The sequence below is a fragment of the Haloarcula amylolytica JCM 13557 genome (assembly GCF_000336615.1).
Classification (GTDB): domain Archaea; phylum Halobacteriota; class Halobacteria; order Halobacteriales; family Haloarculaceae; genus Haloarcula; species Haloarcula amylolytica.
The window spans coordinates 38,352-51,162 of record NZ_AOLW01000018.1; the positions used below are offsets into that span (position 1 = coordinate 38,352).

The following is a 12,811-nucleotide window of genomic DNA, read 5'->3' on the forward strand; positions in this document are numbered from 1 at the left end:
CCGCCTCAGACCCCTTCGAGGTCGGACCGATACTCGTTGATCTGGTCGTCGGCGTCGTCGATGGCTTCGGTCACGTCTTCCGCGTCGCCACTGCTGAGGTCGTTGAGCGCCGACTGGATGCGGGCGAGTCGGCCGTGGTCCGGGCCGCGTTCGTCGGTCGCAAGGGAGTCAAGCTGGGCAGCGAGTTCGGCGAGGCGCTCGCTCGCCTCGTCGCTGTCAGTGTCTTCGGCCGCCGATTCGAGCAGTTCACTCGCGGACGCGAGTTCGTCGCGTGTCATACGTGGGGATTTACAGATGGGGACTAAAACGGTTCGGCTTACGGAAGTGGGTTTATTTAAATAGATCAGTGGGCATCGAGCAGCCGGGTATGACTGGCCGGTTCGCTGCCATCGCGATGTCAATGACCTGCGGTCGACAGGACGGGAAACGTTTACCCCGCACCCGCCCGCAGACGCGCCATGGCAAATTTCCTCTTTTGTTCGTTGGACGCGGCGCTCATCGGCGACGTCGCCTGGCAGGTCAGCCGAGAAGGGCACGACGTCCGGTACTACATCGAAGCCGACAGCGATCAGGAGATTGCCGACGGATTCGTACCGAAAACCGACGACTGGCGGAGGGACCTCGACTGGGCCGACGTCGTCGTCTTCGACGACATCTGGGTCGGTGGCGACATCGGTACCGGCGAACTCGCCCGGGAACTCCGGGCTGAAGGCCACGCCGTCGTTGGCGGGACACCCAACACAGATGCGCTCGAAGAGGACCGCGGCTACGCCATGGAGGTCCTCGAAGACCACGGTGTCAACACTATCGAGCATCACGTCTTCGAGGACTTCGACGCCGGCATCAAGCACGTCCAGGAGAACCCTGCGCCGTACGTCATCAAACCGCTGGGCGAAGTCCAGAACGTCAAACGACTGCTCTACGTCGGCAACGAGGACGACGGCAGCGACATCGTGGACGTACTGGAGGCGTACAAGAAGGCGTGGGGCCATCGGATGAAGGGTTTCCAGCTCCAGCGGAAGGTCGAGGGCGTCGAAATCGCCGTCTGTGGTTTCTTCAACGGCGAGTCGTTCGTCGAACCGATCAACTTCAACTTCGAGCACAAGAAGCTGTTTCCGGGCAACATCGGTCCCTCGACCGGCGAGATGGGGACTTCGATGTTTTGGGCCGGCCGGAACGAACTGTTTGCGGAGACACTCGGCAAGGTGGAAGGCTGGCTCGCCGACGAGGGCTACGTCGGCAGCATCGATATCAACTGCATCGTCAACGAGGACGGCATCTATCCGCTGGAGTTCACGCCGCGGTTCGGGTACCCCACAATCACGCTGCAAGTGGAGTCGTTTGAGTCAGGGACGGGGCAGTTCTTCCTCGACCTGGCGAACGGGCGCGACCCCGGTCTAGAGGTACACCGTGGATATCAGGTCGCGGTTCGGGTCGTCCTCCCGCCGTTCCCGTTCGACGACCAGAAGACGTACGACGAGAACTCCCGCAACGCCGCGGTCGTCTTCGGATCCGACAGCCGCGAGGGCATCCACATCGAGGACGCGAAGCGCGTGTCTGTTGCGGGCACGGACCGCGCGACCGGCGAGAGAAGCGAGCCGGGAGCGGCGGTCGACGGGCAGTGGCGGGTCGCCGGCGAAAGTGGGATGCCGCTAGTCGTCACAGGCAAGGGCGAAACGATGCAGGCGGCGCGAGAACAGGCGTACGAACGCGTCGACGACATTCTCATCCCGAACTGCTACTACCGCGACGACATCGGCGAGCGGTGGATCGACGGCGACGGCGACCGCCTGCAAGCATGGGGCTATCTCGGCCCCGCTGTGTAGCGACGTACAGGATAGCGTTCCTGTCTGGCCGAGCTTTGGCACGCGCCGAACGTGGACCTTTATGTGTGTAACACATACCCATGATTGACGAATGGACGCACAAACTGAACGGTCGCCGCTACACGTCTCGCACACCGACCACGACGACGGCTGGACGGTCGCCGTCGACCTCGACTCGCTTCAGGTCAGCGACGACCATGTGACAGTCGATATCATCGGGACGGAAGCCATCGTTGCTGTCGACGCCCCGCACCTCCAGACCGAGTTCGATGTCGACCTGCCGGCAGCCGGCGCAGTCCAGACACTCAGGAACGGCGTGCTCACGCTATCGAAGCGGAGCTAGCGCTGTCGCGGGCCACTTGTTCAGCCGCAGTCTCGCAGTTGTGACAGCAGCATAATACGATGTAACTCCACAAGGGATTTGAGCGTGATGCTGGAAGCGTTCAGTGATGACCACCCCTCCCGACCGGGACCCGCCGACGGTTCTGGGCTCGGTGCCACCGCTTCGTGCGTGGATTCGAACGTTTCTCATCGGCCTCTGTATGGGCAGTGCGGACGGCGTCCCCGGCGTCTCCGGGGGCACAATCGCGCTTATCGCCGGGGTCTACGAGCGACTCATCGCCGCGATTACCGCCGTTACGCCGGGCCGCATAGTACGATTCGTCCGCGCGCTCACACCGCTAGACGGCGGTGTTGATGTACGCGGTGCGTTCTCGGAACTCCTCGAACTCGACATCTGGTTCCTCCTCGCGCTGGTCGCCGGCGTCGGCACCGCCGTCGTCATCGTGACACACATCGTCACCGTCGCCAGCCAGGAGACGCCGGCGTTGCTTTTCGGCTTCTTCTTCGGCCTCATCGCCGCCTCCGCGCTCGTCCTGCTACGCGGTCTCTCAATCGAGACGCCGCTCCAAGCCGCGGCGGGCGTCGTCGGGTTCCTCGTCGCCTTCCTAGTATCGGGTATCTCGGCTGGGGGCGACGGCACCGGCGGGAGCCTGCTCCTCGTCTTCGTCGCCGGGATGATCGGCGTCAGCGCAATGATCCTCCCTGGCATCTCCGGGTCGCTGCTGCTCGTCATCCTCGGTCAGTACACCCGGATGACGAGGGCGCTTAGCGAGTTCATCGACGCGCTCATCGGCCTCGCGACCGGCGGCTCGGTCGACGACGTGACCGCGACGGCCGTCCCCGTCGTGACCTTCATCGTCGGCGGACTGGTCGGCCTGTTCACCATCGCACGGGTCGTCCGCCGCGCGCTGGACTACAACCGTCGGGCAACGCTTGCCTTCCTCGTCGCGCTCGTCGTCGGCGCGTTACGCGCCCCGGTCGTTGAAGTACAGGATAAAGTCGGCTTCTCGACGGACGTTCTCATTGCGTTCGTTGCCGCCGCCGCCGTCGGCGCGGCCTTCCTGCTCGTGCTCGACTGGTACGCCGTGGACCTCGATCTCGACAAGATCTAAGGCCCTTAGAAGCCCCAGGCACGACGGTACTGCGGCGGCCCCTCGATTTCGTCGGTCGCGTCGAGTTCCCTCGCTGCGGTCATCGTGAAGTACGGGTCCCGGAGGTGTTCGCGGCCGACGATGGCCATGTCTGCCCGGTCGTTGGCGACGACGGCTTCGGCCTGTTCGGGCGTCGTGATGCCGCCGACAGCGCCGACGGCGATGTCGGACTCCGTTTCCTCTCGAATCCGCTCGGCGTACCGGAGCTGGTAGTTCGGGCCGGCGTAGTCGGGGCGGGACTCGGGGTGGATGCCGCCGCCGCTCACGTCGATGAGGTCCACGCCGATGTCGGCGAGTCGGTCCGACAGTCGCACGGAGTCCTCGACGGTCCAGGAATCGCGGTCGGGAAGCCAGTCCGTCGCCGAGATTCGGACGAACACCGGCTTGTCGTCGGGCCAGACCTCGCGGACGGCGGTCGTGATTTCGCGGACCAGTCGCGTGCGCCCCTCGAAGTCGCCGCCGTAGTCGTCCTCGCGCTGGTTCGTCACCGGCGAGAGGAACTGATGCAAGAGGTAGCCGTGGGCGGCGTGGACCTCTGCGACTTCGAATCCGGCGTCGAGCGCGCGCTCGGCGGCGGCGCGGAACGAGTCGATGACCGCCTCGATGCCGTCCTGATCGAGCGCTGTTGTCGGCGGTGCCTCGCCGTCTTCGTACGGCCAGGGGTCGTCACTCGGTCCGACGACTTCCCAGCCGCCGTCGTCGGACTGGAGCGGGTCGTGGCCGTCCCACGGTCGTTCGATAGAGGCTTTCCGCCCGGCGTGGGCCAGCTGGATAGCCGGTACGCTGCCCTGTTCAGCGATGAACTCCGTAATCGGTTCCAGCGCTGCCGCGTGCTCGTCGCTCCAGATACCCAGGTCCTCCGGGGAGATACGGCCGCGGGCTTCGACAGTGGTCGCCTCAGTCATGACCAGGCCCGCGCCGCCAACGGCGCGTGAACCGAGGTGTGTGCGGTGCCAGTCGGTGGCGAGGCCGTCGCGGGCCCCACAGGAGTACTGGCACATCGGAGACACCATGACGCGATTCGGGACAGTCGTCTCGCGGAGTTCCAGCGGTGAGAACAGTGCAGTCATCGACGGGGGTTTGCTGCCGAGACGGATAACCGCACTGGCGGCTGCAAGAGTCGTCGTTAGTGCCGGTAGCTCGTACTGAAAAGCCACACAGCCCGGCTTCTATTCAGTCAGTGAGGCACCGGTGTTCCGGGGCGCGACGACGCGAGCCGTTCCCTCGACGCCGGCCGCATCGAGTGCCAGTGCGCCCGCTTCGCGAGCCTCCGACTCGTAGTCTGCCGTCGTCAGGCCCCAGACGGTCGGTCCCCAAGAGCTCTGGCCGGCTCCGGAGATGACCGGGGCGCTCGACAGCGACTCGACGAGTGCGCCGGCGGGCGGGCGGTAGACGCCGCCCTGTTCGTCGGCGTACCACGCGCCGTTGAGCCGGCCCAGCCGCGCCGCGGCGTGGCCGAAGTCGCCGTGGTCTCTGGTGGCAATCGCGGGGAGCAGCCGCCGGGTCAACAGCGTCGAGATCTCGTCGGCGATGCCGGGGTCGGCGCGCTCGACGGCCTGCCGCATACTCTGGTCCTCCGCGCTGCCGCTCTGGCCGGGGTCGGTGTCCGGGACGACGATGACAAAGCGCCAGTGTGCGGGGATGTCGTGATGGGCCAGCACCGGCGGCACGTCCCAGTCACCTTCGGCTGGCGGTTCGGCAGTGAAGCGCTCCGTCGGGTGCCCGCCGTCGATGACAAACCCACCCGATTCAAACGCGGCCACGCCGACGCCGCTCCGGCCGCCCCGGCCCAGTTGCGGCGCGTAGGTCCGGGCGTCGGCGGTCCGGTCGTAGGCCCGAACGACGGCGATGAGCGTCGCCAGCGAGAGCTGCGTACCGCTCCCGAGGCCGACGTGTCGCGGGAACCGCTCCTCGACAGAGACAGCAGCGCCGGGTACGTCCAGCGCGTCGACCACGCGCCGGACGTACGGTTCGGCCGCCGCGTCGTCACACTGGACCGTGTCGGCCCGTGTCGCCTCGACGGTCAGCCGCGGCTCGTCGAGAGCGAGCCCAACGCCTCCGTAAAGGCGCTCGTGAGCGAGCGAGAGGTTCTGAAACCCGAAGTGGAGTCGCGCGGCGGTCGTGACCGTCGGCATACGCCGGCGGAAGTCCCCGACGGAAAAGAAGCTGCTGTCACCGGTGGGTTTCGCCGCGCTCTTGTGTGGGACGTTACCGCGAGTACAAGTTATTTAAGGTTGCTCACGGCGACGCTCACATATGAGCAAGCAGGAACGGCAAGAACGGCCGGAGAAGGACCCGGATCTCCGGAGTACCGAAGTGACAGAGGGCTACGAGAAGGCCCCTCATCGCGCGATGTTCCGCGCGATGGGCTACGACGACGAGGACCTGTCCTCGCCGATGATCGGCATCGCGAACCCCGCCGCCGACATCACGCCGTGTAACGTCCATCTGGACGACGTGGCTGACGCTGCCTACGACGGCATCGACGACACTGAAGGGATGCCAATCGAGTTCGGGACGATCACCATCTCCGACGCCATCTCGATGGGGACCGAGGGGATGAAGGCGTCGCTCATCTCCCGCGAAATCATCGCCGACTCTGTCGAACTTGTCACCTTCGGCGAGCGCATGGACGGCATCGTCACCATCGGTGGCTGTGACAAGAACATGCCCGGGATGATGATGGCCGCTATCCGGACGGACCTGCCAAGCGTCTTCCTCTACGGCGGCTCCATCATGCCCGGCGAGCACGACGGCCGCGAGGTCACCATCCAGAACGTCTTCGAAGGCGTGGGCGCGGTCGCCGACGGCGAGATGAGCGAGGGCGAACTCGACGAGATGGAACGCCACGCCTGCCCCGGTGCGGGCTCCTGTGGCGGGATGTTCACCGCCAACACCATGGCCTCCATCTCCGAAGCGCTCGGCTTCGCGCCGCTCGGGTCGGCCTCCCCGCCGGCCGAACACGAGTCCCGCTACGAGGAGGCCCGCCGGGCCGGCGAACTCGCCGTCGAGGTGGTGCAGGAACGCCGCAGTCCCTCCGACTTCCTCACCCGCGAGTCCTTCGAGAACGCCATCGCCCTGCAAGTCGCGGTCGGCGGGTCGACCAACGCCGTCCTCCACCTGCTCGCGCTCGCGGCGGAGGCCGGCATCGACCTCGACATCGAGACGTTCAACGAAATCAGCGCCCGGACGCCCAAGATCGCCGACCTCCAGCCCGGCGGCGAGAAGGTCATGAACGACCTCCACGAGGTCGGCGGCGTCCCGGTCGTCTTGCAGGCGCTGAACGACGCCGGCCTGCTCCACGGCGACGAACTCACGGTCACGGGCAACACGATCGAAGAGGAACTCGAACGCATCGACCCGCCCGCGATCGAGGACCTCGACGTGGACTACCTCCACACCGTCGAGGACCCGATCCACGAGCGCGGTGCGATCCGTATCCTCTCGGGCAACCTCGCGCCCGACGGCTCGGTCATCAAGATCACGGGCGAGGACCACCTCCATCACGAGGGTCCGGTCCGCGTGTTCGAACAGGAAGAGGGTGCTATGGAGTACGTGCAGGAAGGCCACGTCGAGTCCGGCGACGTGATCTGTATCCGCAACGAGGGGCCACAGGGCGGTCCCGGTATGCGTGAGATGCTGGGCGTGACCTCAGCCGTCGCCGGCCAGGGTCACGCCGAAGACGTGGCGCTGTTCACCGACGGCCGCTTCTCCGGCGCGACTCGGGGCTTCTCTATCGGCCACGTCGCCCCCGAGGCGTTCGTCGGCGGCCCCATCGCCGCGCTGGAGGACGGCGACACCGTCACCATCGACATCGACGACCACGAACTGTCGGTCGACCTCACCGACGAGGAGATCGAGCAGCGCCTCGAAGACTACGACCCTGAACCGACGTACGACAGCGGCGTGCTGGCGAAGTACCACAGCGACTTCGGCTCCGCGGCGAACGGCGCGGTGACGAACCCCGGCGCGAAGTGGGACTGAGACTGTACCGAATTTCGCTACCGCGAATATCTTGAGCTAGCCACAGCCAACAGTGTGGGAAACCGACGACAGTGGCATCGGGTAGCGGGTCGACCGACGAACGCCGCCGGAGCAGGTCACCGGCAGAACTAGGCGCCGTCAGAACCGAACGGAGTCGTCAGCGTGGCGGCACAGACTTATGTCCGTGTGACCGTGATGAGCCCCTCTTTGAGCGCCGCTTCGAACCGCTCGTCCAGTGTCATCTGGTCCCAGCCGTCCGGCCGGTCCTCTGTGGCGATCTCAGAAAGTGACTCGACCAGCGACCTGTGGAGGAACCGACCGTTCTCGCCGCACTCGCTGCAGGTCCTGATGATCGACCGAACCTCGAAGTTCCGCTCGACGGCGTCCTGGCATCGGGCGCACACGTACGTTTCGGACACACCTGACTATACGCCGCCCGGATACTCGGATGTTGTGACTCCTTTCATCTATATATCATGATCGCCTGTCGACTACACCGACGACGGCCCGTTCTATCGAATATCACCGTACAGTTCTCTTGTCGGGAGATAACCATCGTGACATGAGATGCGCCTATAGCGAGCATTTCAGTTCACTTAATGGTGCAATCCAGAAGGCGGCTGGTCGCTTCTGGCAGCGGTGTCCAGTATCGGCTGGAGGGGGTCGTTCCGCTGTTGTATCCTGTTTTATTTTCATCATGACTGCTAAACCTATTTACAATCCCGGGACAAATCGTGGGCGTGTTGATGTCCCCGCCGACCGTCCTCCTCATCGCTGCCGAGACTGCTGCCGGAGAGCAGTTACAGGCGGCACTTGAACAGGCAGCAATCGACGCAACGGTCGAGACGACAGAGCCCGAATGCGTCGATACGACACTGCTACGTACCGCGGTTGACTGCCTCGTCGTCCCGGTGACGTGTGGAGGGATGGCGGGCGGTCATCTGGCGGAGGCAGCCACCGGGCTCTACCCGAACCTCCCGGTGATCATGTACGGCAGTGAGGCGGACCGTGGAGATCACATTCGGACGGTCGACGACGATCTCGGGTCGCCGGAACTGGCAGCCGCAGTCGATGCAGCACTCGAAGACAGCGAGACGATGGCCGCCCGACCGGCTTCCCGGCCGGAGACGATTCTCGCCACGATGTTCGAACGGTACTCCGAGCACCTGTACGTGAAAGACGATGACAGGCACTATCTGTTGCTCAACGATTCGTCGTACGCCCCGCCGGAACTGCTCGGCCGGCGAGACGAAGACGGGCTCCCCGCCGGGGCGACGTATCTGGATGCAGCACGCGGTGACGACCTACAGGTCATCAACGACGGGGCCGACGTCCTGGACATCCACGAGTTCTCGCCGTCGATGGGGAAACACCTCCAAACGTCGAAGATACCCTGGTACGACGAGACCGGCGAGCTAATCGGCCTCATCGGTATCACGCAGGATATCACCGACCAGAAAGAGCGCGAACGTCTCCTCAGACAACAGAACGAACGTCTCCGGAAGGTGGCGCTGCTGGCCGCACACGAACTCCGAAACGAACTCCAGGTGTCGACCGGCCATCTCTCGCAGGTCGAGGCCGACGACGAACACATCGACGCTGTGGAGCGTTCTATCGACCAGCTCTCCGGTATCGTCGACAAGGTCGTCTCGCTGGCGTCGAGCGACTCGCCAGCGTTCGAGCCCGAACAACAGTGGCTCTCGACAGTCGTCTGGGACGTGTGGAGTTCGCTATCGCTCGAAGCCGCATCGCTCGAAGTGACATCGGACAGGAGACTGCTGGCGGACGCGGAGTCGATGCGCCTGTTTCTCGAGATTCTGCTCTCGAACGCCGTCGAACACGGCGGCCCCGACGTCGCGATTCGCGTCGGTGCCACGTCCTCGGGATTCTTTGTCGCGGACGACGGGCCTGGCGTCGACGTCTCGCCACCGGAGCGGGTGCTCGAAGCGGGGTACGCATCAGAGAAACAAAACAGCGGGTTCGGGCTCTACATCGCCAACCGGATCGCGAAAGAACACGGCTGGTCGCTGTCCGTCGATGACAGCGAGGCGGGCGGCGCGCGGTTTACCGTGACCGACGTGGAACGACCGGATTAAAGCTCGAAGCTCTCGTCGCCGTCGAGGACGTGGACCTCGGCGTCGCTGCCGGTGCCTTTGACCTCGTTCACGAAGTCTTGCGTTTCGATTTCGATTGGTGGGAACGTGTCGTAGTGCATCGGGAACGCGTGGTCGACGTCCAGCCAGTCGACGGCGACGGCGGCCTGCATCGGCCCCATCGTGAAGTGGTCGCCGACCGGCACCGCCGCGGCGTCCGGTTCGAGGAACGGGCCGATGACGTCGCGCATCTCCGTCATGAGACCGGTGTCGCCGGCGTGGTAGAACGTCGTCGACTCCGCGTCGCTGACCTGTGTGGGCTTCGTGTCCGAGATGATGAAGCCACCCGGCATCCCGCCGCTCGTGCCGTAGCTGGTGTCCATGCCGTTCGTGTGGTCGGCGCGGTGCATCGTGACGAACGCGTCGCCGATTTCGACGGTGCCGCCGAGGTTCATCCCCATGCCACCGACGGCGTCGAAGTCACCGAAGTTGTCTTCGCAGTACTCGACGATTTCCGGCGTAGCCACGAGCCCACAGCCCTCGTAGCGGTCCACGTCGCCGATGTGGTCGGCGTGGCCGTGGGTCAGCAACACGTAGTCCGGGTCCAGTTCCTCGGGGTCCGTGTCCGTCTTGGGGTTATCGAAGAACGGGTCGATGAGCAATTCGGTGTCGTCGACTGTTACGTGCCACGTCGAATGGCCGTACCATGTGAGCTCCATGTCGGATGCACGCTACTCCCGGCGTCCACTTAATACCACAGTTGCCCGGGGCGGACGATCATTCCTGACTACGCCCCGTCACCGTTCTCCGGCCGGACCCGCGAGAGCCGCATCGCGTTCCCGGTCACGGCCGTCGTCATGCCTGCGTCGCCCGCGAGCACGGCGACCCAGATAGGGACGAGGCCGAACGGGACAGCGACCGCCAGGCCGGCCTTGACCGCGAGACTGGCCCAGATGTTCTGCCGGATGACGCCGTTTGCGTCGTTGGCCAGTTCGTACAGGTACGGGAGCTTCGAGAGGTCGTCGCTCATGAGGGCGATATCGGCAGTTTCGAGGGCGGTATCTGTACCGGCGGCCCCCATCGCGACGCCGACGGTCGCGCTCGCCAGCGCCGGCGCGTCGTTGATACCGTCCCCGACCATCGCGACACCGTCGTATTCTTGGACGAGGTCGTCGATAGCGGCGACTTTCTCGTCGGGCAGGAGCTCGGCCTGGTAGTCGTCGACACCCACTTCTCGGGCGATAGCTCCCGCAGTGCGTTCGTTGTCGCCGGTGAGCATCACCGTCCGCTCGACGCCCAGCTCGCGGAGCCGTGAGACGGCGGCTTTCGCTTCCGGGCGCACCTCGTCGGCGACGGCGATAACACCCTCTATCTCGTCTTCTGTCCCGACGATGACGACCGTTTTACCTTCGGCCTGGAGTTCCGGAACCGTGTCCGCCAGCAGGTCCAGGCAGTTGTGGCGCTGACAGAGTTGCTGTGCCGTTTTCGTGACGACGCCGCCGTCGGTGGTCGCGTGGACGTGCGAGAGGTCGAACCCGAGGTCGTCGAACAGCCCCGGCTTGCCGGCGTAGTGAGGCGTCCCGTCGAGGTCCGCCCGGACGCCCTTCCCGGTGATGCTCTCGAAGTCATCGACTTCGGTACTTTCGACGCCAGCAGTGCCCGCCTCGGCGACGATGGCCTCGCCGATGGGGTGTTCGCTCCGCTGTTCGAGGCCGCGGGCGCACTGCAGGACCTCCTCCTCGGTGTTCCCGTTGAGCGGAATCACGTCGGTGACAGTCAGTTCGCCCTTCGTGAGCGTGCCCGTCTTGTCGAACGCGACCACGTCGACCGCGCCCATCGCTTCGAGGTGGTTGCCGCCCTTGATGAGCACGCCGTTCTTCGCAGCGCTGGTGATGCCCGAGACGACCGAGACTGGCGTCGAGATGACGAACGCGCAAGGACAGGCCAGCACCAGCAGGGTCAGGCCGTACACGACGGCGGTCGACCACGCCACCTCGAACACGGTGGGGGACGCCAGTGTCACAAGGACGGCGAACGCGACGACGACCGGCGTGTAGTACGCCGAGAAGCGCTCGACGAACTGCTCGCGCTCGGTCTTGTTCGACTGGGCGTCCTCGACCATCTGGACGATGCGCGAGAGCGTGTTGTCGCTGGCCGCCGCCGTGACCTGTACTTCCAGATACCCCTCCTCGTTGATTGTCCCGGCGTACACCTCGTCGCCCTCGGTCTTGTCGACCGGGACGCTCTCGCCGGTGATCGGTGCCTGATTGACCGCGCTGGTCCCCTCGATGACCGCCCCGTCCATCGGTATCTTCTCACCGGGCCTGATGACGACGACATCACCGACCTGCACGTCTCCGACGGCCATCACCTGCTCGGTGCCATCCCGCTTGACCGTCGCTTCGTCGGGCGAGAGGTCCATCAGTTCCGCCAGAGAGTTCCGCGCGCGGTCCATCGAGTAGCGCTCCAGTAGTTCCGCGACGCTGAACAGGAACGCAAGCGTGGCGGCCTCGAAGTACAGCGCCTCGCCGAAGGCCAGACTGGCTGTGAGCGCGCCCAGAATGGCGATGGACATCAGCAGGTCGATGTCCAGGTTCCGGTTTTTCAGGGAGTAGTAGCCGCCACGCAGGATTTCCTGGCCGCCCGTCGCGACCGCGATGAGAAACAGAATGTCGGCGGCGTGCAGCGGCGACCCGAAGACGCTCCCGACCTGCGCGTTCACGCCGGCCAGCAGGAACTCGAAGAGGAGGCCGAACGCGACGAACACGCCGCTGACCCACGTCTTCAGCGCCCGCGAGCTGGTCCAGAGCGAGCCGTTCTCGTCCGTCTGCCCGGTCGCCGTGTCGTCCTCGCCTGTCGTCTCCGTGACCTCGTACCCGGCGCTCTCGATTGCCGCCACGAGGTCGCCCTCCGTCGTCGCGTTCCGGTCGTATGTGACGACGGCCGTCCCGGTAGTCGGGTGCGTCTCGACGACTCTGAGACCGTCAACCCTCCCCAGCGCGCTCTCGACCTTGCCGGCGCAGGAGGCACAGTCCATATCCGGGACCCCGAACCGCAGCGTCTCGCCGCCGTCGTCTGCGACGGTGTAGCCCGCCGCTTCGACGCGCGCCGCTATCGCGTCCACGTCCGTTTCGGCCTCGTCGTACTCGACGGTGAGCCGGCCCGTCGCTACCTGCGCGTCGACGCCCTCGATGCCCGTCAGTTCGCGGACGCTCGATTCTACCTTTCCAGCACAGGAGGGACAGTCCATTTCGGGGACAGACAGCTGCGCGACGCGGGCCCCATCGTGTGAGCCCGTCGCTGTCGGGTGACTATCGGCATTCGAGCAGCCACATCCATCGCCATCCGAACAGCCGTCGGACTCCGTCATTACCGGTGCTAGGCTACCCGCTCTTATTAATTCAACTGCTAAAAT

The 12,811-nt window shown here is 65.2% G+C and carries 11 protein-coding genes; 5 read left to right on the top strand and 6 right to left on the bottom strand.

The features are described from left to right. Positions 1-5: 5 nt before the first annotated feature. Complete coding sequence (locus tag C442_RS09810) at positions 6-278, bottom strand: DUF7553 family protein (RefSeq protein WP_008310011.1); 273 nt, start codon at positions 276-278, stop codon at positions 6-8. 180 nt (positions 279-458) lie between these two features. Between C442_RS09810 and C442_RS09815 the strand changes: the two genes are divergently transcribed. From C442_RS09815 to C442_RS09825, 3 genes are all read left to right on the top strand, one after another. Further along, complete coding sequence (locus tag C442_RS09815; protein ID WP_008310014.1) at positions 459-1,826, top strand: phosphoribosylglycinamide synthetase C domain-containing protein; 1,368 nt, start codon at positions 459-461, stop codon at positions 1,824-1,826. A gap of 91 nt (positions 1,827-1,917) precedes the next feature. Then, the gene (locus tag C442_RS09820) at positions 1,918-2,169 is read left to right on the top strand and encodes a DUF7127 family protein (RefSeq protein WP_008310015.1); all 252 of its coding nucleotides are present in this window, start codon (positions 1,918-1,920) and stop codon (positions 2,167-2,169) included. A gap of 106 nt (positions 2,170-2,275) precedes the next feature. Next, positions 2,276-3,280, top strand: a complete 1,005-nt coding sequence (locus tag C442_RS09825) for a DUF368 domain-containing protein (RefSeq protein WP_008310016.1) — start codon at positions 2,276-2,278, stop codon at positions 3,278-3,280. Positions 3,281-3,285: 5 nt separating this feature from the next. Here C442_RS09825 and C442_RS09830 read toward each other — a convergent pair whose 3' ends face one another. Together C442_RS09830 and C442_RS09835 are read right to left on the bottom strand one after the other, a co-directional pair. Continuing rightward, complete coding sequence (locus C442_RS09830; RefSeq protein ID WP_008310017.1) at positions 3,286-4,389, bottom strand: NADH:flavin oxidoreductase/NADH oxidase; 1,104 nt, start codon at positions 4,387-4,389, stop codon at positions 3,286-3,288. A gap of 99 nt (positions 4,390-4,488) precedes the next feature. Beyond that, positions 4,489-5,454 (bottom strand): beta-ribofuranosylaminobenzene 5'-phosphate synthase family protein, encoded by a 966-nt coding sequence (locus C442_RS09835; RefSeq protein WP_008310018.1) that lies wholly within the window; start codon positions 5,452-5,454, stop codon positions 4,489-4,491. A 121-nt stretch (positions 5,455-5,575) separates the two neighbouring features. On the opposite strand from C442_RS09835, the gene ilvD reads away from it, so the two are divergent. Further along, complete coding sequence (ilvD, locus tag C442_RS09840; RefSeq protein WP_008310019.1) at positions 5,576-7,303, top strand: dihydroxy-acid dehydratase; 1,728 nt, start codon at positions 5,576-5,578, stop codon at positions 7,301-7,303. Between the two features lie 176 nt (positions 7,304-7,479). Here ilvD and C442_RS09845 read toward each other — a convergent pair whose 3' ends face one another. Next, entirely contained in the window at positions 7,480-7,722 is a 243-nt protein-coding gene (locus C442_RS09845) for a hypothetical protein (protein WP_008310020.1), read from the bottom strand. A gap of 327 nt (positions 7,723-8,049) precedes the next feature. On the opposite strand from C442_RS09845, the gene C442_RS09850 reads away from it, so the two are divergent. Further along, the gene (locus C442_RS09850) at positions 8,050-9,399 is read left to right on the top strand and encodes an ATP-binding protein (RefSeq protein WP_008310022.1); all 1,350 of its coding nucleotides are present in this window, start codon (positions 8,050-8,052) and stop codon (positions 9,397-9,399) included. Here the strand turns inward: C442_RS09850 and C442_RS09855 are convergent. Then, positions 9,396-10,115, bottom strand: coding sequence for a metal-dependent hydrolase (locus tag C442_RS09855; protein WP_008310025.1), 720 nt, complete (start codon positions 10,113-10,115; stop codon positions 9,396-9,398). The two genes, C442_RS09850 and C442_RS09855, sit on opposite strands and share 4 nt — an antisense overlap. Before the next feature lie 68 nt (positions 10,116-10,183). Then, positions 10,184-12,766 carry a heavy metal translocating P-type ATPase gene (locus tag C442_RS09860; RefSeq protein WP_008310027.1) on the bottom strand — a complete coding sequence of 861 codons (2,583 nt, stop codon included), beginning with the start codon at positions 12,764-12,766 and terminating at the stop codon, positions 10,184-10,186. Between the last annotated feature and the right edge of the window lie 45 nt (positions 12,767-12,811).